We start from the raw sequence: 21,114 nt of genomic DNA, 5'->3' as shown, positions 1-21,114 counted from the left end.
GGCTAGTTCGCCTCCGGCCAACCCACAACGTCAAGTACGTCGAGGGCGGTATCGCTTGCCTGCTGGTTTTTGGCCTGCACGGCCTGAACATCGATATCGAGCCTGAATGAGCCGCCGCGCGCGGCATCGTGGTAGTCGCCCACAAAGCGCAGCGAGTCCATGAGGCTTTCCGTCATGGCGCCGGGGTCGAGCGTGCCGCCACGCCCGGCCAATCCGCGGTAGTAGTACCACCCATCGCCGCCGTCGATCCACGGGGACCCCTCGCCCGCGTTCACATGAAACGCAACGCTGCCCGAAGCATCCGCACTCGAACCGTCGGGTGCCACTGACGTCATGCGTAGGCGCGCGCGAACGTACTCAGGCTGCGCGCCGACGTTCTCCACGCGCACAATGCGGCTGATGTCAGAGCCCCCGGCCTTGGTGTCGGGATAGTCCCCGTGCTCGTTGGGCTCAAACGGAATCTCCTCGCCATGCTCGTTGAGCGTGTATTCGCAGACTCGTACCTTCACGCTGCCAAACGATAGAACGTTGTTCGCCGGAACCATATCAACGGTGAAAGCCAGCGTGCCGCACAGGCACGCCAGGGCCAACAACGCCATCGCGGCAAGCGCCAAGGTGCGTTTCTGATTGTTGGAAAGATTGTTGAGCATTACGTTCGCCAGTCGTCGATCAAAGGGGGACCGAGATCCCGGCCCGAAAATGGGGATGGGGAGCGGGCCGGGATCTCGGTGGAGGGGGGATTAAGCCTGAGTCTTAGCCCATTCCTTGGCCTGCTCAAGGGCGTTGGTGGCAGCATCGGCCTTGTCGCCCTTCTGGTCGGCACCGAAGATGTAGCAGGAGACTGTCATAGCGGGACCTTGAACAACATCCGTATTGTTCATGCCAGCCGGGATATGCACGGTGCTGAACAGCTCACCGGTGTAAGCAGCCTTGCCATCAGCGGGAGTAAGCTCTGCAGGAGTGCTGGTGCCATCAGCGGTATACATGAACAGACCGCTCACGTACTGGCCTTCGCTACCGTTGGTCTTCACCTGGTCAGTAGCAACCGGTTTCCAGTTGGAATTAAGGGTGAAGTACGGGGTCTTGGCAAGGGCGTTTTCGGCGTCTGTCTTCACAATTGCGTTCTTCACATAGATGAACACATAGGAGCTATCGGAATCCTTGCCGATGCCGACGTTGGGGTTCTTATTGATGGTGGTGCCGGGAATCATCTTGGAGTTATCGGTCCATTTGGTCTCGAACAGATAACCATCCACTGAGGGGTCCGTGGAATCAGTGCCGGGCTTGTTCGGCTGATCAGGGTCGGGCTTCACTTCAGGCTTGTCGATGCTGCCAACCGTGAACTCATTCACCTTGGTTTGGGTCGCCGACAGCCAGGCGTAGGTACCAACGCCGGCAGCCAGCACCAACAGCAACAGGGCGGCAATGATGCCGTAGCGCTTTTTCTTCTTGTTTTCCATCGTTCTCTTCCTTTCGAGAATCGTCTTCCCCGGCAACGGCCCCTACCGCCGCCGACGCTTTTCCCTGCCGCTATGAACGCCGCTCCCTCTCATGCACACGGGCATGCTTGCCCGCAGGCTCGTCGGGAACCATCCGATCGAGCACTATCGACGCCGTGATCAGCAGCGCCAGAACGGCCACCACAACAAGCAAACCAGGCATCGTCGTGCAATAAGCGTTGACGAAGCCCAGGTAAGGGACACGAAAGGAAACAGTGCCGATCACGCGCGAAAATGGCGTCTGCTCGGCATCGTGCATGATGCTTCCGTCTGCATTATTGTTTGCAATGCCCTGCGTGCCGATCATCTGCGCAGCAGGGTCGATCTCGTACACCTGGTGCGTCACCACGGCGCCATCCGATCGGTAAAAGGTTGCATTGTCACCCACGGCAATATCCGCTGGCTCAACCTGGCGAACAAACACCATGGAGCCAACGGGAAGCTCGGGTTCCATAGAGCCCGAGAGCACAGCAAAGGGCATGTATCCAAATGCGCGAGGCACAAAAGAAACAACGGCAAGGGCTATGACAAGCGCGAACGCCAAGCTACTCAAAAGTGCAATAAATCGTTTGAGTCTACGCGCAGCCAAAGTGATAATTCATCCCCCTTGAGGCCCTATTCGACCCATCCAAAGGTCAGCAAGTTTCAACAGGAACCGCAAGGCGCTTGAAAAGTGAGTCCGAAATAAGCCAATTTGGAATCTTTTCGTAATAAAAACATAGCGATGTGCTACACATTTTTCAATGTTTTGTCGCCAAATGCTACCTATTTTGGCGTAAGTGGTCATTTATCCCCAAATTAGTCTGTTCTATCCAATATCTGTGACTAACCCCCTACGCAACTTCCCCATAGAGGGATCGATTTTTTGCGAAACTAAAATAATGGTACCCCCCCCCACATTAAAAGAAACTACTGGAAGTGCCATTTATTTCCGACCCCCTTTTACCGGAGTTTTATGACGGCCCCATGTAGTTCGCAGCCCATAATCCTCTGAGAACTGTGTCCCAGAATTCCCGTCCGGAGTGGGATACGGCTTCCGCTTGTGCCCCCGTCGGGAAACCACATCCCACTCCGATCACAAATTCCGGGTCGCACTTTCCGCCAAGACCCTCAACGGGAAACCGCATCCCATTCCAAAGGCAAATTCCGGGACGCATTTTCCGAAACCCCACCCATCCGGAAATCCCATCCCACTCCGCACACATCCGGGCATAGAGCAATCAGCTTATTAGGCCTTCCATCAATAAAGGGGCGCCCTCGTGTCACGAAAAAAGCCTCGAGAACTTCGAGGCTTTCACGTTTGTACGATTGAACGCACGGCTCCGCGAACAGCGAAGTTACTCGCCCAGCACGGCCTTCTTGGCCGCCGCCGCCATGTTGTCCAGATCCTCCTTGGTGGGATGGTCCTTCGCGGCAACCCAGTTGTCGAGCAGCATCTTAAATCGGGCGTTATCGGGATCTTGCTCGAGCATGGCCTCGTAGCGCTGCTTGACCGCGGGGCCCATCTTGCCCTGGCACATCGCCCAGCCCGCAAGCTCGGCATCCCCAGCCAAATTGGAAGTTACGCGATCAATAATCTGCTGGTAATAGCTCTGGTCGGCGCCAAAACCGCAGGTGCCAAACAAAAAGACGCGCTTACCGTGCAAGGCGGAGAGCAACGCCGCGACCGAAGGCGTGCACGCGCCCTTGTCGCACCAAAAACCGACGAGCACCGTGTCGGCCGCGCAGGCGCCCTGCGCCTCGAGCGCAACCTGATCTGCGTCCGCATCGTCGCTCAACGCCGCGGCGTGGACAAACTCAACGCCCGCAGCCTGCAGGGCGCGCTTGATCGCCCCCGAAACCATCCTGGTATTACCGCTCTTGCTGTTGACCACCATAGAGCATGTCATAGTCACGTTGCCTCGTTTCCCCCGAAACTCGAGCCATTAATGCAGTTTATTAGATGAATATCTTAGTACTAACGTGACAGATGTAAACCACCGTCTGTCGATTGATTAATTTGCCCCACGGGCTTGCTCACTGGGCGAATTGGCTGCGGTAGAGCTCGGCGTAGAAGCCGCCTGCCGCTAGCAACTCGTCGTGCGTGCCGCGCTCGATAATCTCGCCGTCGCGCATCACCAGAATGCAGTCGGCGTTGCGGATGGTGCTCAGGCGATGCGCCACGACAAAGCTTGTGCGACCTGCCATGAGCTCGTCGAATGCCGCCTGCACCTGCAGCTCGGTACGCGTATCGATGCTCGACGTTGCCTCGTCCAGCAGCAGAATCGCCGGATCGGTGAGCATGACGCGCGCGATGCACAGCAGCTGTTTTTGACCCTGGCTAAACGTGCCGCCGTCCTCGCCAATCACCGTGTCGTAGCCTTTCGGCAGCTGCACGATAAACTTGTGCGCATGCGCGCGTTTGGCCGCCTCGATAACCTGTTCGCGTGTGGCATCGGGACAACCGTAAGCGATGTTTTCCGCCACCGTGCCCTCAAACAGCCAAGTATCTTGCAGCACCATGCCAAAGGCACGGCGCAGACTTGCGCGCGTGTAGTCACGCGAGGAACGGCCATCCACCGCAATGCGTCCGGCATCGATATCGTAAAAACGCAGCAGCAAGTTGATGAGCGTAGTCTTGCCGCAGCCCGTGGGGCCAACGAGGGCAAAGCGCATGCCGGGCTTGGCCTCGATGCAGATATCCTGCAGCAGCTTGCGATCGGGCACATAGCTAAAGTCCACATGCTCAAAGGTCACCTCACCCTGCGGGGCGGCAAGTTCCACGGCATCTAGCGTATCGGGTTCCTGCTCGCGCGCATCGAGCAGCGCAAACATGCGGCGCGCCGAGGCGTACGCAGTCTGGATCTGCGTAATAACGTTGGTGACCTCGTTGAACGGCTTAGTGTACTGGTTGGCGTAGGACAGGAAGATCTGCACGCCGCCCACCGTGAGCGCCGCAGGCACGCCCGTGATCACGCCCGCGCAGCCGATCACAGCGACCACGGCATAGATGATGTTATTGATAAAGCGCGTACCGGGATTGGAAAGCGAGCCCATAAACTGCGCGCGCTCACCTGCCGTATAGAGCTCGGCGTTAAGGGCATCGAAGCGCTGCTGAGCGTGCGGGCCGTAGGCGAAGGCGTCCACGAGCTTTTGCTCACCCACATACTCCTCGATATGACCGCCCAGTTGACCCTGAATACGCTGCTGGGCCGTAAAACTCTTGTTGGAAAGCTTGGCGATGGCGCCGGCTGCAAAAATGGAAAGCGGCGTGACGAGCACCACCACGAGCGTCATGGTCAGGTTAATGGAGAGCATAAACGCGAGCGTGCCAACGATGGTGATAACACCGGTGAAAAGCTGGGTAAAGCCCTGCAGCAGACCGTCGCCCACTTGGTCGACATCGTTGACCACACGGCTCATAAGGTCGCCGTGGGCGTGGCTGTCGATAAAGCTGAGCGGCATGCGGCTGAGCTTGTCGCTCGCCTCCACGCGCATGTCACGCACCGTCTCGTAGGACAGGCGGTTGACGCAGTAGCCCTGCAGCCACTGGAAGGCCGCCGCGCCCACCACGACAATCGCGAGCTTGGTAACGAGCGGCAGCAGCGCGTCAAAGTCCACCTGCCCGGCGGCAACGATGAGGTCGATGCCCTCGCCGATGAGAATAGGTGTGTAGAGCTGCAAGATCACCGAGATAGCAGCGCTCACAAACGACGCCGCAAACGAAATGCGGTGCGGGCGAACATAGCCCAGCAGGCGGCGGGTCACCGCGCCCACGGGATAGCGCTCGGGGTCGCCGGGCTGGCGCGGACCGTCACCCAAGTCGTTGAGGTTATCGTTGCCGGACACGTTGGCCGTCATCGTAGCGACCGAGCCGGAAGAAGTGTACGGGTTCATTTAGCAGCCCTCCTTTGCGCAGGCGGATGTGGAGGCGATCGGGGCGCTTGGGACGGACGCGGGCGCCGCACTCCCCTGCTGACCCTCGAGCTCCTCGCGGCGAAGCTGCGACTGGCAAATCTCGCGATAGAGTTGGCAGCTTACGTACAGCTCGTCGTGCGTACCCAGGCCCGCGACCGAGCCGTGGTCGAGCACGCAGATCATGTCGGCATCGCGAACGGTCGAGACGCGCTGGCTCACGATGACGGTCGTCAGCGGCAGCCCGCCCTCGGCGGCACCGCGCACGCTGCGCTCGCGAATGGCATGGCGAAGCGCCGCATCGGTCTTAAAGTCGAGCGCCGAGGCGGAGTCATCCATGATTAGGACCTGTGGAGAGCCCACCAGGGAACGTGCGATGGTCAGGCGCTGGCGCTGGCCACCGCTAAAGTTCTTGCCGCCCGCCTCGACCGGGGCATCCAGGCCTTGGGGCTTGTTGCGCACGAATTCGCTGGCCTGCGCCATATCGAGCGCCGCCCAAAGCTCCTCGTCAGTCGCCGCCTCGTCGCGCCAGGTCAGGTTACTGCGGATGGTGCCGCTCACCAGCGACGCACGCTGTGGGACAGTCGCGACCACATGGCGCAGCTGGTCGAGCGGCCAGGCGCGCACATCGGCGCCCATCACGCTCACGCTGCCGGTGCTCGCATCGTACAGGCGCGGGATAAGCGAAACGAGCGTGGACTTGCCGCTGCCCGTGCCGCCGATAATGCCGAGCGTCTTGCCCAGCGGCAGTTCCAGGGTCACATCGTCGACGGCGTTGGCAGCGCCCGCGCCAAACGAAAAACTCGCATGGTCAAAGCTCAGCGCAAAAACGGGAGTGGCACCACTTGTCAGCTCGCTCGGCTCGGGCAGTGCGACCGGCTCGTTGCCCTCGTCGGTGATGCTCGGCACGCAATTGAGCACCTCGTTGATACGCGACGCACTGGCGCTCGCCTTGGTAAAGACCACAACCAGGTTGGCGACGTACACGATGGAGGTCAGGGTCTGCGTCATGTAGTTCACAAACGCCATGACCTGGCCCTGCGTAAGCTCGCCCACGTTGACTTGAATGCCGCCCACCCACAGGATGGCGCACACGCCCAGGTTCATTACAAGAAACGTGACGGGGTTGAGAATCGACGAGAGCTTGCCCACCGCGATGGCAGTATTGGCCTGGTCATCGGCGGCTTGGGCAAAGCGCTCGCGCTCATGGTCCTCGCGCACAAAGGCGCGAACCACGCGGGCGCCCGAAAGGCCCTCGCGGCAAATGAGCGCAATGCGGTCGAGCTTTGCTTGCAGCTGCTTGTAGTACGGAATGCAGCGCGCCATAACAAACCAGAACACCAGGCCGATGGCGGGCGTGCAGATCAAAAAGATCATGCCGAGCTTAAGGTCGATGGCAAGGGCCGCGACCATGGAGCCCACCGCCAGGAAAGGCCAGCGGATGAGCATACGCACGCCCAGCGCCGCGGCGAGCTGCACCTGGTTGACGTCGTTGGTAATGCGCGTGATGAGCGACGGCGTGCCGAAGCGGTCGAGTTCGGCATAGCTCAGCTTGTTGAAGTGCTCGTAGAGCGCACCACGGATATCGGTGCCCATGCCCTGCGAGGTGAGCGCCGCCATCTTTTGGCAGACGAGCGTAAACGAGATGCCGATTACAGCCATGGCGCCAAGCACCATACCGTAGTGGACGACGGTGTCCACATCGTGCGCCCCAATGCCCTTGTCGATCATCTGAGCGATGACCAGCGGCGTAAGCAGGTCAAAGATCACTTCGATCAGCTTGCACGCAGGGCCGATCACCATATACCGGCGAAACTTACCACCAAAACGCCTGAGCAGCTCAATCATAAAAAGGCGCTCCCTATCATCATTCACACTCAATTCGAATCATGATAGTACTGTCGCCCCAACTGATGAGTAAGCCGCTCGTCATTTCTAGTGGAATTCGGTTTACAAAGAAGTGGGAAGTGTTCGGATGAAGTTGCCAATCAAGGTTACAGAGAAGCGGAGAGGTGTATGCGCATACCCGGCCACCGGCGGACCAATCGCTTGGTATACTTACAGTAGTGCTACCAAGTTAGTCGCCGACCCTTGAAATGAGGTGCCGAGATGAACGACATTCTCGCAAGAAGAGCAAGACGAGCAACTGTGGGCATCGCCCTTTCCGCGGCACTTGTCGCGGGAATCGCCCCCCCGTAACGGCGATCGCGGCAGAAACCAGTTCCCCCACCGGTGCAGTTGCCTTGCAGACGGAAGATGCGACCGCCGCTAAAGAAAAAGCGTATGCAGCCATGCAGGAAGCGCTCAAAAACCTCGAGGCCGCAAAAGTTGCCGCAAGTCCCGAGAAACTTGCGGAAATCGATGATGACATTGCCGCTTTTCAAGAGATCTACGACATGGTGGTGGCGGAAGCCGCCAAACGGAGGGAGCCCCTTCCCGCTATGCAAGCGGACGTCGATGCAGCCCAAGCCAAATACGATGAGGCCCACAACCGGACAAGCGGCCTTCAGGCAGAATTAAATAAGGCAATCGACGACGGAGCTTCTAACGAAACTATTAAGCAGTTGCGAGGTGAGATCATGTCGGCAGAAAGGCGAGAAAAATCTTGTGAAGATGATCTTCACCGCTGCCAACGCCGGCTCGAAAGCCAGGAAAAACGGGTTCAGTATTTCGAAAGTGAGGCAGAGGAAGCCAAAGCCCACATCGATGAAGACGTAGCCAAGCGAGATGCGCTCCTCGGCGATTTGGAAAAGGCGCAAGCGGCCTATGACGATGCCTGCAAAGCATACGAAGAGGCAAAGGCCGCGGCAGACAAGGCCACCTCGCCCGAGATAGCGAAACCGACCGAGACAGTGCCTCCCTCCGGCTCAGCGCAACCCGCCGAGGCGACACCGCCCGTTGGCTCACCTGCAACCGGCAAAGACGCCCTACCAAGCTCCACCAAGCAAGCGAACACAAGCAGCGGCAAGCAAGCAGATACGACCGCCGGCAAGCTCGCAAACACGGGCGACACAGCACCGAGCGCAATCGCACTCGTAGCAGTCGCCGCCGCAGGCCTCGGAATAACCGCCACTGCCACACGCCGCATCAAGAACTCAAAATAGCTGCCAGCGGTTATTGTCTTCGCCAATCCACAAGCCCAGAGACAAAAAGAGGCCCGTTTCCCCACCTAGGGAAACGGGCCTCTTTAACTGCAAAAATTCAAACAACAGCACCGCCGCCTCTTAAACTACGTAGCCATCAATGCCCAGACAACGCCAGCGAGCAGCAAAAGGCACGGGATTAAATTATTCAGATAAATGTGACCCTTCAGGCGGTTTTGGTCGGCTACCCGCGAGTGCCGGCAGGGCGCTTGGTAGTCGAGCGATCCCGCAGGCGAAGCCGAGGACCAGCGAGACACCAAGCGCCCTGCCGGCACTCGCGGGTAGCCGCGGCACCAAAAAACGCCTGCGCACTCGATGGATTCGGATGCCCGACAGAGGCTCCTTATGGCTGCTTCCTTCCGGACCTGACCAGATTCGGAACATGTCGTCATCCGAACCCATCGAACGCGCTAGGCGCTCGGTATATCTTACCTGCTCCCGCCCGCCACGGCAAGTGGGGCGAACCCATCGGATGGATTCGCCCCACTCGTCCATATCGCTAGCGGCGCCTGCGGTACAGGACCGCGCCGCCCGCTGCGGTCAGCGCGCCGGTGCCGGCCATGGCGCCGAGCGCCTCAAGCGGCAGGCTGCGGTCGCCGGTGTCGGACATGCCGCCCTTGGAGCCGTCGCCGCTAGAGCCGCTGCCGGAGCCGTTATCGGAACCGCCGCCCGAGCCGCCGCCCGGCGTGCCGGGGTTCTCGGGGGTGCCGGGGGTCCCGGGATTCTCGGCATAGCTATTGGTGAAGACCGGCGGCAGGTTGGCGTCGCCCTCGTAGGAGACCTTCGCCGACAGATAGCCCGTCTTGGTGCCGTCTGCCGCCTCGTCGCTCACCGTGACGACGATCTTGTGCACCGCCTTGTCGTAGGTCACGTGCGCCTGGCCGTCGTCGACCTCGCTCACCGTGAAGGTGTAGGTGCCGGCCTGCTTGAAGGTCAGTGCATCGAACGTGACGCTGCCGTCGGCGGCATTCTTGGCGGTCGACATGACCTTGCCGTCCCGGCTCTTGAGCTCAAAGCTAAACTGGCCCGCCTTGAGGTCGGCGCCCTTGAGCACCTTGGCGGCGCCCAGCTTGAGGGTGACGGGTGCGGCCTGGTAGCCGTTGGTGAAGGTCACCGAGGTGTCGCCCGCGGCATTGCCCTCGGCATCCGTCAGCTCGTGCTTGACGGTGAGCGTGCCGTTTTTGGCATCGGTGACCGTCGTGCGCACGCGGTACGTCGCCCTGTCGTATGTCACGCCGCCCGCTGTGCCGGCGACCTCGCGCAGCTCGTAGCTGTGCGTGCCGGGCGCGGTGTAGGTGACGGGGCTGAGCTCGACCGTTCCGTCGGCGGCGTTCTTGCCCGTCGCCGCGACGCTCTCGCTGCCGTCGGCGGCAAGCTCGACCAGCTGGAACTCGAACTCGCCCTCGGCCAGGCCACGGCCCTTGAGCTTCTTGCTCACCTTGATCTGGTCGGTGACGGAGCTCGGCGTCGGGTCCACGCCGTAGGTGTTGGTGAACTCGAACGCGCCCTTGCCCTCGGGCGTGCCCTCTGCGGGCAGGACCTCCGCGGCGAGCGTGCCCGCGTTGGTGTTCTCGACCACCCTGACCGTGAAGGTCCTGGTCGCCGTCGCGTCGTTGGCCACGCCGTCGACCGAACCGGACTCGCTCACCCGGTAGGCAAACGTCTTGGTGCGCAGGCCGTCGCCGTCGATCTCGACGCCATCGAGGTCGCTCGGCTGCCTGAACGTGACGTGGCCCAGCTCGACGTTGCCGGCGGCGTCGTTGGTCGCCTCGGTCACCGTCTTGCCGGAGGCGTCGACCGGTGCGGGCGCGCCGTCCAGCGGCTCGATCTTAAAGGTGTACCTGCCCGCGATGTCGGCCTGCGTGAGGCCGAGCCCAGCCTGGCGGAGCGCCAGCGTCTTGGTGCCCGCGATGTCGACCGTCGCCTCGCCGGCGCTATAGCCGTTCACAAACGACAGCGTGCCGTCGGAGCCCTCGGGGTAGGCCACGGCCACATCCAGCCCGCCCTTGCCGTTATCGGTCACCTTGACCGTGATGCCGAAGCTCGACACGGCCGCCGTCACGCCCGCGGGCAGCCGGTCCGTGCCGTCCTCGGAAACGGTATAGGGAATGACCCAGGAGCCATCGGCGGCCTTGATGGCGGTACCGTCCGCCACCATCTGCTTAAGCGAGTCGGTGGTGTAGGCGATGGGCGAGAACGCGAGCCCCGCGGCCTCGCCGTCGCCGGAGGCCTGGTTGGCCGCGGTCGCGACCACGTTACCCTGGGCATCGCGGACGGAGAACGAGAACTCGCCTGCCGCCGCGGCGCGGCCCGCCAGCGTCTTGGTGGCGTTAATTGCAACGCTGCCCTCGCCGCCGAGCACGCCGGTGGCCTCGTAGGAGTTCTCGAACGCGACCGTCACGGGCGCGGGCGCCGCCGTGGCGTCATCTGCCGTGGAGACCTCGCCACGGGCGACCTCGACACCGTCCTTGGCAACCGTGGTCGTGACCGTGAGCTTGCCCGTCGCGGCGTCGTAGCCGGGCGCGATGGTCACCGTGCGCGGCGCGGTGTCGTTGGTGTAGCCCTCGCCGCCGAGCTTGGTCTCGGTGACGGTGAAGCTGTAGCTCTTGCCCGCGTCGGCGTCGGTGAACTTCACGTCGCCCTTGGCGTTGCTGCCGATGAGGTCGACCAGGTCGGCCGCGCCGTCATCAGCCGCGGCCACGGCGTAGGCGTCCTTGTCGGTCTTAAGGCCGAGCTTGGCGGCCGTCTCGGCGTCGGCGGCCACGGTGAAGGCGAACTGCCCCGCCTCCATGGCGCGACCGGAGAGCGTCTTGGACAGGCGCACGCCCGCGCGAGCCGAATAGTCGAGCTCAGTCGTGTAGGTGTTGACGAAGTCACCACCGCTCACCTGCGCGATCGCGGGCGTCGAGGCCGTGAGGTTGCCGGAACCGTCGTCGGTCACGGTCACCGTCATCGTGGCGACGCGGCCGTCGTAGGCCACGCCGGCGATGGCGGAGCCGTCATCGGGCCTGACCTCGCGCACCGTGTAGGTGAAGGTCTTGGCGCGCACGCGCTTGCCGCCGACCTCGGCGAACCCGGCGTCCTTGATGTCGTCGAGCGTGTAGAGGATGGAGCCGAAGTCGAAGGCGACCCTATCGCCCGCCCTGGTTCCGGCGACAGCCGTCACGCTGACGGTCTTGGAGCCGTCGGCAGAGCCCTCGGGCATGGGGGCGCCGCCCTCGCCCGTAAGCGTGAACTGGAAGCTGTCGCCCTCCGCCCAGTCGCGACCCTCGAGCGCCTTGGTGAAGAGCCCCGCGGTGGAGACGTCTCTGCCCTCGGTGGCCGTTCCGTACGTGTTGGTGAACGCGACGGTCGCGCCGTCCTCGGTCACGGCGCCTTCGGCCTTGGAGCCGTCGGCCCCGTTGACCGCAGTCGTGTAGCCCTCGGCGGCGTCCTCGGTCACGGTGTAGCGCGCGCCCACGGGCAGGCCGGCGACGGTCTTCTCCTCGCCGTCCTTAAGCGTGAAGGTCGCCTTGCCGTCCGTGAAGGTCACGACGTCCTTGGCCTTGCCGAAGGTGCCGGAGACGGGCTCGCCGTCCCCGTCGGTCAGCGTGACCGCAAAGCCGAACTCGCGCTGGCTGTCGCCGCCGACGACCGTCTTCTTGACGGTGAGGCTGCCCTCGCGGGACACGCTGTTGTGGGTCGTGTTGGTCTGGGATTCGTTCTCCCCCACCTTGACCGTTGCGGTGTTGGCGATGTCGTCGACCACGGCGGCTTCGGCGGAGACCTTCACGTCAAAGCTGAGCGTGCCCGTGGCGCCCGCAGCCTGCTCGCCGAGCGACCAGGTAAGGGTGCGCGTCGCGGCGTCGTAGGCGGCACCGTTGGCAGAACCCTCAACATAGTTAACGCCCTTGGGCAGGACATCGGTCACCGTCACGTCGGCCGCCTGCGCGACGCCCCTGTCGTCGACGCTGTTATTGGCCCAGCCGATGGTATAGGTGAGGATATCGCCCACGCCCACCGGCTTGCCATCCACATCGACCTTGGCGCCCGAGGCGTTCGCCTTGGTGACGGTCTTGGTGTTGTCGTGCGGCGTGAAGGTGTTGGTGAAGGTCTTCTTGCCCCGCTCGTTGGAGATCTCGGCCTTAAGGCCGGCACCGGTCTGAGTCACCGCGATGTCGAAGGTGTAGGCGTGCGCATCGTCCTCAATCAGGACATCGCCGCTTGCTTTCTCGGTCACGGTCGCGTGGTAGGTGCCCAGATTGGTGAAGCTGAGCTCGCCAAAGGAAACCTTGCCGTCCTTGTCATTCTTCGCCTCGATTGGGTAGCCCTCGAGAACATTGCCCGCACCGTCGGTGAGGGAGAGCTCAAAGGCGAACTCCCCCTTCTGGAGGCCGGGCTTGCGGCCGCCCGCGAGCACCTTGGTGAACTCGGGGACGGACGCCGTGGCGGGGGCGGGGTCGAAGGTGTTGGTGAAGACGGCGGAGGAGACCTGGTCTGCCGCGATGGAGCCCTCGGCCTTGGAGCCCTCGGCTCCGTTCACTGCAGCCTTGTAGCCAGCGGCGGCGCGCTCGGTCACCGTGTAGGCGGTTCCCGCGGGCAGTCCCGTGATCCTCGCCATCTGGCCATCTTTGAGCTTGAGGGTCGCCTCGCCGCCCTCGAACGTCGCGTCACCGTAGGTGCCGGACACGCCGTGGCCCGCGGCATCGGTGGCCTCGACCGCAAACTCAAATGTCTTGCCTGCGTCGACCGCCAGGCCCTCGCGCGCCGCGACGGCCTTGGAGACGTCGAGCTCGCCCGTCTTCACGGTGTTGGTCACGGTGAAGCCGTGCTCGGCGTCGCCGGTGACCTTGGAGCTGTAGCCCTCGACGGCGTCCTCGGCCACGGTGTAGTCGATCACGGCGCCGGACTTGGAGTACTTGGCCAGGCCCTCGAAGGAGTGCTTCCAGTTATTGGACTCTGACAGCTCGGCCGACTCGCCGGTGTCCTTCCCGTCGGCGAGCAGGCGCACGGTGGCCTTGGCGGCCGCCGGGCCGACCCACTTCTTCTCGACGGGCACCGAGACCTTGGCCGTGGAGGTGTTGGTCACGGTGAAGCCGTGCTCGGCGTCGCCGGTGACCTTGGAGCTGTAGCCCTCGACGGCGTCCTCGGCCACGGTGTAGTCGATCACGGCGCCGGAAGCATCACGCTGCGGCAGGCTGGAGAAGACGCCCTTCCAGTCGTTGGACTCGCTCAGGGTGATCGAATCGATGACGGTATCGCCGTTCTTGAGATTTACTTTGACCTTATTAGGATGGGGAATCCTGGGGTTCTCCCAGACCTTTTCGACTGGAATGTTAATGCTCTCGGACTTGCCGATGACAACACCGCCGTTGGCGCCGATGCCGCCTCCCAACGGCGCCGTATTGCCAGAGATCGTCAGCGACGTCTGGCCGCCGCCGAGGTTATACACATCCTCGCTCATCACAGATTTAAGCGCGACGTTCGGCGTGGCGTCGGTAAAGGACAGGGGCTCGCCGTTGTCACCATCGGGCGTAAATCGCGGGATTTCGGGGTTTGTTGCCGCAGTGGTGCCCTCGGGGTTAAACAGTCCGCCGTCTCTGTACCAGCTGACCTTTCCGCCGCCCGGAGCGCGGTTGGCCAAGGTCAGTTTGTATTTGGCGTCTTTGGCGCCGGTGAAGACGAAGTCGTCTCCCGCCTCGTCAGCCGTGTTCTTGGCGATCAGGCCGCCGTCCCGGACGTAGACCTTGGCATCTCCGGTAGGGCAGAACCACATGCCGCCGCCCTGTTTATCCGCATGGTTATCAGCAACGAGAGCGTTTTCGATATGGAGCGTACTATAGCCAAGATACTCGTTGCCTTCGCTATACACGCCGCCGCCCATGCTCCAAGCAGTATTACCCTCGATCTTGCCCGCGCTGAGCGTGACGTCATTCGAATAGGTATAGACACCTCCACCGGCGGAAGCGGAGTTGCCAGATATGGACCCGCCCTGCATGATGAAAGCAGTATTCCCCTTTTCGCTATTCTGACAGCCCGGGTCGACCACACACACTCCGCCGCCTTTGCCTTTGCCAGACGCAACGTTGTTCTCAATCTTTCCACCCGTCATGGTGAACTTGGCGTTGCCCTCAATATGAACTGCTCCGGAAGGATCGTAGGCCGCCTCCAGCCTACTGCTCCTGTTGCCGGAAATCTGACCACCAGTCATCGTGAACTTGGCTCTTTGGTTTTCGCCCTTACCCTGGCCGTACGCAAGCACCGCACTGCCTCGATAACCGTTGTTGCCCTCGATGCGGCCTCCGCTCATGTCAAAGCGAGCGTTGCCCCACAAAATGACGCCAGAAGATGTAAGCCAATAGCAATTGGTGGCCCCGGTAACGACTCCGTTGTTACGGATAACGCCACCCCTCATAACTACATGAGCGCCGCTGGACGCGCGAACGGCACCGCAATACGAATGGCGCAGCTCGCACTGCTCGATAACGCCGCCCGTCATAGTAAGCGAGGCATTTTCTCCCGACACGTCGACGGCGCCCGCGCTATCCCCGCTCGTGGTGCCGTCGTACACAACGGCCTCGTCAGAGAGCACAACCGCTCCCCTGCTAGAAATAATGGCGCCCTTGTTGTAGCGACCCCTCAGGGACGCTTTCCCCGACAGCTCGAGGGATGCCCTCTCGGCAACATTGACCAGTACGGAGACGCCGCTATTCTTTGTTGCCAAGATGGTATGGGGCTCATCCGACGTGATCTTAATCATCTTCCCGGCAGGAATCGTGAGCGTGAAGCCAAGCTTCACGTGCTTTTTCAGGGTGATGACGGTTTCCTCGCCACGCGGCGCCTCGTTGACCAGCTCCTGAAGGGTCTTGGTGCCGCCATCGCTCACGGTATCGCCGACGCTGTCATCGATGTGCTCGCGCGTGTAGACGATATCGACGCCAGAGGACGGGAGGTTCTCCGAGCCGGTGATGTCGTCCCTGCTGTTTTCGATCGTGATCTTTTGAACCGTGCTGCCGTCAAACATGTCCCGGGGTATTTTGGTGAGGCCGCGCCCGATCATCACATCCCTCACGCCACCTACGCCCGAGAAGGCTGCCCTGCCAACGGAAGTCACGGAATCCGGAATGGAAAGCTGCTCCGGCAACGTGCCGTAATAGAAGGCGTAGTCGCCAATTGTCTCAAGTGTCCTGGGAAGCTGGACGGCGACGTTGCTCTGGATAAAGGCCCAGTCACCGATACTCTTCAGGTTGTCGCAAAGCCCCACGATCTTAACCGGCGTATAGCAAAACGCATGGCCCGGAATGCTCTGAAGCGAGGACAGGTCCACGGACGCCCGCAGATTTTTGCAGCTTTGAAAAGCCCCGCTGCCCATCTTTGTCACCTTGCTTAGATTGGGCACGCTCACCAGGCTGGCGCACCCCTGGAAAGCAGAGGATCCGATGCTCGTCAATGTGCCCGGGAAATCGATGCCGGTCAAACTCGAGCAATTCTGAAACGCCCCATCCCCGATGGACTCGATTTCGCTCAGCGCGGTGACGGACGTGAGAGAGGTGCATCCGTCAAACATGTGCGAGGGGATCTTGGTAACCGAAGCGGGCAACGACACGCTTGTCAGAGACGTGCAGCCTTCGAACACGCCCGTTATGGTGTCGGAGAAGGCGACATCTTTTGGAAACTCGATGCCCGTGAGGGCCGTAGCCCCCTCGAAGGCGCCCGAGCCCGAAATCATTTTGAGGGTGGAGGGGAGATCGATCTCCGAAAGGTTGCTGCAGCCATAGACCATCATGTTGGCGCTAATCTCCTCGACGCCCTCATCGAAATAGAGCTTTTCGAGCGAGCCAGCGTTTTGCAGCGAGCAACCGAAGTTCTTGATGGAGCCAGGGATATGGAGCTCCTTGACCTTTGCGAACCTCCGGAAATTCCCTCCGTACATTTTTTCGAGCGTGTCGGGAAGCGTCAGCTGCTCAACGTTCTTGGCCACGATACCAGACGAGAAATAAAGTTTGGTGACTTTGTAGGTCTGGCCACCATGCTCGATAGAGCTGGGCACACTCACCGCGGTCACACTGTCGTCGGCAACAATACCTGTGATTTCCGCCGTGCCCTTATCCGTGGTCTCGCACGAATAGGTCACGCCGTCCTGGGTGATCTCAAACTCCTCCGCAGTATACGCAGTCCGCGATGCCGTGGCCGCATATGCGACACCGGCCGTCGCGCCAACGGATAAACATCCGAAGCCGAGAACCAGCGCAAGGCAGAGAGCAGCGACTCTCCGCCCCCCCCCGCCGAAAACTTTCCTCTCCAATTCCCTTCTCCCCCTCTGGTGTCGCCCTCTCTTCCCAAGAGCGATCTATTGATTAGGACAGATTAAAGACAACATTATGCCCAAAGAGGTCCATCATGGAGATAATCCACGTCTTCGCCCGAAATGGTAATAAATTGGCAGGATTAATCGGCGAACAACTGAACGAAGAGCAATCTACTAATGGCACACAAATGGCGGCGCCAACACCTGAAGCGCATAGTCTCCGATTCCCAGACAACACCATCGAGCGCCGCAGGGCGCAGGATTAAATTGTTCAGATTCACATGCCTTTACGAGTGTTTTCCTAGTCCCAAAAAGACCGGTCTGACGCTGCGCCACGAAAAGGGCCTATCTACTACGTTTAGGTCGCAGGGGTCGACCATAGCCGACTTTTTCGAAAATCGGCAAGCTTTCTACCTGCGGTTTTAATTTCGCAAAATTCGGGATGATCGACGGTGTTCCGTTAAACGTAGTAGATGGCCGCATTTCGTGACGGAAGGTCCGACCCAAGGCCCAAGGCGGCCAGCCTCGGATGACCATTCACGAAGTTGCGGTGGAATACGGACTGAATTGGCACCTTAAAGGCAAAAACACTCCGTATTCCACCGCAACTTATAGAGAGATGGGTTTTAGAGGCGGGCGAGGTCGTAGGATCGAGCGGCTGCCTCGCCGGCGCAAATGAGGTTGGCCGTAGCTTCCTGCGGATTAAGCGCTTGGTCGAGGGACATAGGCTTGCGGCATATCGGCAAAACCAAGTCAATACCCTGTCCATACACCGCATCCAGGTTGACGGCGCGACCGCCCACGACGGCGACCACCGACTTGCCATATCGCTTCGCACGACGAGCCACACCCACCGGCGCCTTGCCGGCAGCGGATTGCTCATCCATATTGCCCTCGCCCGTTATGACCAGGTCGACATCGCGCACGCGCTCGTCAAACCCAATCAGATCGAGCACCGTCTCCACGCCCGAACGCAGCTCCGCGCCGAGCGCCAGCAACGCCGCGCCCAAGCCACCGGCGGCGCCCGCGCCGGGCACGCCGAGCACCGAGCCAAATGTCCGTGCGCCCTTGGGCGTGCGCAGCAACCCCTGAGCCCGTGCCCTAGCAATCGCCGTATCGAGCAGGCGGCCGTAGCCGACCATCCAGCTGTCACACCTGCGCAGCACCTCGGCATCATCCGCCGGCAGGCCCTTCTGCCCACCGAACACCGCTAGGGCGCCTCGGCGCCCCACAAGCGGATTCTCGACATCGGAAAGCACCACGACACGCGCGCCGCTCAGCGCCCGAAGCGCTGGCGCCAAATCGATACTCACCACGTGTTCGAGACCCGCGAGACCGGGAGCGATATCGCGGCCGTGCTCATCGACAAGGCGCGCGCCCAGCGCCTGCAGCATACCGGCGCCACCGTCGTTGGTGGCGCTGCCGCCCAAGCCAATATAGATAGTCTTTGCCCCGGCACGAACCGCACAGAGCATCAGCCCACCCACGCCATAGGTTGTAGCAGCCAGCGCCGACGACTCCGTGCAAGGCGAGTACCCGATGCCCGCGGCTTCGGCCATCTCAATAACAGCCGACTCATGCTCGACATCAACCAGCATCCGGGCAGGCACACGCTCGCCCAAGGGCCCTGCAACCTCGCAGGTCACAAGCTCGCCACCGCAGGCGGCAACGGCATCGAGCGTTCCCTCACCACCATCTGCCAGCGGCAATGTGCGCACCTCGGCATCGGGCCACACACGGCGCATGCCTTCGGCAACCGCCGCCTCCGCCTGCGCACTCGAAACGCTGCCCTTAAAGGAGTCGATCGCCAACAGCACACGGCGGGGCCGGCGGCACGCGGCACCAAAATCGACCGCCTCAACGACGATATCTTCGGCACACGCGAGCGCCTCAGCGTGAGCGGCATGTGCCTCAAGATCGGCCCCACAACCGCAGCCAGCACCATCGGTGCCACGCAGCCCACTAAAATAGCTGCTCAACACCTCACGACACTCGTCTGCCAGCACGCCGGCGGTCACATTAAACCGATGGTTCAGGCGCGAGTCGGCATTCAAATCGTATAGAGATCCCAACGCACCCGCCTTGGCGTCGCTCGCACCATACACGCAGCGCCCCACGCGCGCATTGACCATAAGCCCCGCACACATACAGCAGGGTTCCAACGTCACATAGACCGTACAGTCGGAAAGGCGCCAGCGGCCAAGCGCCTGGGCAGCGGCGCACACGGCCGCAAACTCGGCATGAGCCGAAGGATCCTGGTCGAGCTCGCGCCGATTGTGCGCCCTCGCGACGATCTCGCCGTCGCGCACCACTACGGCTCCGATGGGCACCTCGCCCACCGCCGCGGCGGCGCGAGCCTCCGCCAGCGCCTCGCGCATGAACTTCTCGTCGATTTCGGTGATCGTCATCGTTCGCCTTCCCTGTTGCAAATTCAAAACGATGCTATCATTACGACTCACGGAGAGATGGCAGAGCGGTTGAATGCGGCGGTCTTGAAAACCGTTGAGCGCGAGAGCGTTCCGGGGGTTCGAATCCCCCTCTCTCCGCCACTCTTAGTGACTCACCGGCGTCATGGTCCGCTCGAACAGCGCATCGACCACGTCGGCGATTTCGGATCGGCGCTCCAGTACGTGGCCCGATTCCCACCACACGGTAAAGAGCCGAATAATGCCGCCGGCGACAAACTCAGACGTCGTCTCGAGCGATACGGGCGCAAGCGCATCCTCGTCAAGCGCGCTCATCACGCGCCCGCGTATGGAGCGCGCGATGCGGTCGCAAATCATGCTGGTCAGCATGCCCGACATACTGCTCGCCAAAATGTTATCCATGAGCTGCTCATGCGCCAGAATCAGATCCATGGCATCGGCGAACACTTCGTGGCGAAGCGCGCGCACGTCCTCGGCGCCCTCCGCGCCATCCGCATCGGCCCGTTTTTGCGGCAGGCCCGACATGAGTTCATCGATGTAGAAGGCAAAGTAATCGTTTTTGTCTCGGAAGTGCTTGTAGAACGTCGTCCGACGAATCATAGCGCGGTCGCACAGCATGGCAACCGTCACGTCCTCAAACCGATGCTCTTCGAGCAGCTCAGTAAAGGCCTCGAACAGGGCCCGATAGGTTTTCTTGATGCGAAGGTCCATACGTATCGCCCTCCTCAAGGAAAAGACAGCATTCCTTAATTTGTCGCATATCTTACACCCGTACCACCCGTTCGATATTGGCGCCCCCTCCCTAGTTGAAACATAACGCTTACCGGAAAGTTCGGCACCGCCAAAGGTTGCGGGTATACTAGATACGCTATACCAACAACGGCCGGCGCAAAACGCCGCTGCCATTCGAAACGGAGACATCATGGCTACCATCATCATCGGTATCGTTGTTGTCGTTGTGATTGTCTGCGCCATCGCCGGCATCTACAACAACATGGTCACCAAGCGCAATCGCATCGATAACGCCTGGCAGAACATCGACACGCAGCTGCAGCGCCGCAACGACCTGATCCCCAACTTGGTGGAGACCGTTAAGGGCTACGCCAAGCACGAGCAGGAGACGCTCTCCGCCGTGATCAGCGCTCGCAACACCGCCGTGAGCGCCACCACCCCTGAGGCCAAGATGGAAGCCGACAACGTGCTGACCGGTGCGCTGCGCCAGCTCTTTGCCGTGGCCGAGGCCTACCCCGACCTTAAGGCGAACACCAACTTTACGCAGCTCCAGGCATCGCTCGAGGATACCGAGAACAAGATTAGCTATGCACGCCAAAGCTACAACGACTGCGTGCTCAGCTACAACAACGCTATTCAGACGTTCCCGGCCGTTATCTTTGCCGGCATCTTCCAGTTTAAGGAGCGCCAGGGCTTCGAGGCAGCCGAGGCCGCCCGCCAGGCTCCGACCGTCAAGTTCTAACAGATCCGCAGCGTATCTTTAATCGGGTATATGCATAAACCGCCCCGTCGAATGCATACTTCGACGGGGCGGTTTCCTTTGTCGCGAAGGTCCCCCTCAAGGCGCCGTGCATTTTTGGGAGTATTCAGCATGCCCGACAGCTTCGAGCGCCACGATAAATGCCAAAGACCGCGAATATCCCTGCAAATCAAATGCTGTCAGCCCATAACCCCGCCCATCATTCGTAGAAAACATCGATAAATCCCGATTTTTCGCCCGAGGTCGGTATGCAAGGGCCTTCGATTGCAGAATACTCGCAAAAATGCACGTCGCCACCACCCCCACATGGCGCGAAGCAAAAATCAGAACCACCCTTAAAAAGGGTGGTTTGCTCTTAGGGTATAACCCACGG

General features: G+C 61.1%; 13 protein-coding genes, 1 tRNA gene and 1 other RNA gene. 4 read left to right on the top strand and 11 right to left on the bottom strand.

The genetic code is table 11. The annotated features are described in order from the left end of the window. Positions 1-2 precede the first annotated feature (2 nt). The 6 genes from DXD77_RS09225 to DXD77_RS09200 form a co-directional block, all read right to left on the bottom strand. Positions 3-650, bottom strand: a complete 648-nt coding sequence (locus DXD77_RS09225) for a hypothetical protein (RefSeq protein ID WP_117648509.1) — start codon at positions 648-650, stop codon at positions 3-5. A 90-nt stretch (positions 651-740) separates the two neighbouring features. Then, a complete protein-coding gene (locus DXD77_RS09220; protein WP_117648508.1) occupies positions 741-1,460 on the bottom strand; it encodes a SipW-dependent-type signal peptide-containing protein in 720 nt (239 codons plus the stop codon). A 70-nt stretch (positions 1,461-1,530) separates the two neighbouring features. Continuing rightward, on the bottom strand, positions 1,531-2,052 hold the full coding sequence (locus DXD77_RS09215; protein ID WP_255413166.1) for a signal peptidase I: 522 nt from the start codon (positions 2,050-2,052) through the stop codon (positions 1,531-1,533). 784 nt (positions 2,053-2,836) lie between these two features. Continuing rightward, positions 2,837-3,388, bottom strand: coding sequence for a flavodoxin family protein BilS (gene bilS, locus DXD77_RS09210; protein ID WP_117648506.1), 552 nt, complete (start codon positions 3,386-3,388; stop codon positions 2,837-2,839). A gap of 127 nt (positions 3,389-3,515) precedes the next feature. Continuing rightward, positions 3,516-5,375, bottom strand: a complete 1,860-nt coding sequence (locus tag DXD77_RS09205) for an ABC transporter ATP-binding protein (protein WP_117648505.1) — start codon at positions 5,373-5,375, stop codon at positions 3,516-3,518. Next, positions 5,376-7,241 (bottom strand): ABC transporter ATP-binding protein, encoded by a 1,866-nt coding sequence (locus DXD77_RS09200; RefSeq protein WP_117648504.1) that lies wholly within the window; start codon positions 7,239-7,241, stop codon positions 5,376-5,378. It lies immediately after the preceding gene. Positions 7,242-7,636: 395 nt separating this feature from the next. Between DXD77_RS09200 and DXD77_RS09195 the strand changes: the two genes are divergently transcribed. Continuing rightward, positions 7,637-8,497 carry a hypothetical protein gene (locus tag DXD77_RS09195; protein ID WP_147325439.1) on the top strand — a complete coding sequence of 287 codons (861 nt, stop codon included), beginning with the start codon at positions 7,637-7,639 and terminating at the stop codon, positions 8,495-8,497. A 348-nt stretch (positions 8,498-8,845) separates the two neighbouring features. Here DXD77_RS09195 and ffs read toward each other — a convergent pair. Together ffs and DXD77_RS09185 are read right to left on the bottom strand one after the other, a co-directional pair. Then, positions 8,846-8,941, bottom strand: an RNA gene (gene ffs, locus DXD77_RS09190) — signal recognition particle sRNA small type. A 94-nt stretch (positions 8,942-9,035) separates the two neighbouring features. Continuing rightward, positions 9,036-16,649, bottom strand: coding sequence for a Spy0128 family protein (locus DXD77_RS09185; protein ID WP_117648502.1), 7,614 nt, complete (start codon positions 16,647-16,649; stop codon positions 9,036-9,038). A 266-nt stretch (positions 16,650-16,915) separates the two neighbouring features. On the opposite strand from DXD77_RS09185, the gene DXD77_RS10430 reads away from it, so the two are divergent. Beyond that, on the top strand, positions 16,916-17,089 hold the full coding sequence (locus DXD77_RS10430; RefSeq protein WP_158549130.1) for a hypothetical protein: 174 nt from the start codon (positions 16,916-16,918) through the stop codon (positions 17,087-17,089). A 360-nt stretch (positions 17,090-17,449) separates the two neighbouring features. Here DXD77_RS10430 and tadA read toward each other — a convergent pair whose 3' ends face one another. Beyond that, entirely contained in the window at positions 17,450-19,231 is a 1,782-nt protein-coding gene (tadA, locus tag DXD77_RS09180) for a tRNA adenosine(34) deaminase TadA (RefSeq protein WP_117648501.1), read from the bottom strand. A gap of 51 nt (positions 19,232-19,282) precedes the next feature. On the opposite strand from tadA, the gene DXD77_RS09175 reads away from it, so the two are divergent. After that, positions 19,283-19,372, top strand: a tRNA-Ser gene (locus DXD77_RS09175). Positions 19,373-19,375: 3 nt separating this feature from the next. Here DXD77_RS09175 and DXD77_RS09170 read toward each other — a convergent pair. Further along, on the bottom strand, positions 19,376-19,960 hold the full coding sequence (locus tag DXD77_RS09170) for a TetR/AcrR family transcriptional regulator (protein ID WP_117648500.1): 585 nt from the start codon (positions 19,958-19,960) through the stop codon (positions 19,376-19,378). 211 nt (positions 19,961-20,171) lie between these two features. Here DXD77_RS09170 and DXD77_RS09165 point away from each other — a divergent pair, with 211 nt between their 5' ends. Next, complete coding sequence (locus DXD77_RS09165; RefSeq protein ID WP_199409032.1) at positions 20,172-20,723, top strand: LemA family protein; 552 nt, start codon at positions 20,172-20,174, stop codon at positions 20,721-20,723. A gap of 96 nt (positions 20,724-20,819) precedes the next feature. Here the strand turns inward: DXD77_RS09165 and DXD77_RS10590 are convergent. After that, positions 20,820-21,114, bottom strand: a 295-nt coding sequence (locus DXD77_RS10590) for a hypothetical protein (protein ID WP_233506789.1), incomplete at its 5' end; no start/stop codon positions are given.

Origin of the sequence: Collinsella sp. TM09-10AT (assembly GCF_003436275.1) — a bacterium.
GTDB lineage: Bacteria > Actinomycetota > Coriobacteriia > Coriobacteriales > Coriobacteriaceae > Collinsella.
This window is presented reverse-complemented; position numbering and strand designations above follow the sequence as displayed.

Excerpts from the sequence above, each read along its gene's own strand:
- DXD77_RS09225 (WP_117648509.1), bottom strand. The coding sequence starts at position 650 with ATGCTCAACAATCTTTCCAACAATCAGAAACGCACCTTGGCGCTTGCC.
- DXD77_RS09220 (WP_117648508.1), bottom strand. The coding sequence starts at position 1,460 with ATGGAAAACAAGAAGAAAAAGCGCTACGGCATCATTGCCGCCCTGTTG.
- bilS (WP_117648506.1), bottom strand. The coding sequence starts at position 3,388 with ATGACATGCTCTATGGTGGTCAACAGCAAGAGCGGTAATACCAGGATG.
- DXD77_RS09205 (WP_117648505.1), bottom strand. The coding sequence starts at position 5,375 with ATGAACCCGTACACTTCTTCCGGCTCGGTCGCTACGATGACGGCCAAC.
- DXD77_RS09200 (WP_117648504.1), bottom strand. The coding sequence starts at position 7,241 with ATGATTGAGCTGCTCAGGCGTTTTGGTGGTAAGTTTCGCCGGTATATG.
- DXD77_RS10430 (WP_158549130.1), top strand. The coding sequence starts at position 16,916 with ATGGAGATAATCCACGTCTTCGCCCGAAATGGTAATAAATTGGCAGGA.
- tadA (WP_117648501.1), bottom strand. The coding sequence starts at position 19,231 with ATGACGATCACCGAAATCGACGAGAAGTTCATGCGCGAGGCGCTGGCG.
- DXD77_RS09170 (WP_117648500.1), bottom strand. The coding sequence starts at position 19,960 with ATGGACCTTCGCATCAAGAAAACCTATCGGGCCCTGTTCGAGGCCTTT.
- DXD77_RS09165 (WP_199409032.1), top strand. The coding sequence starts at position 20,172 with ATGGCTACCATCATCATCGGTATCGTTGTTGTCGTTGTGATTGTCTGC.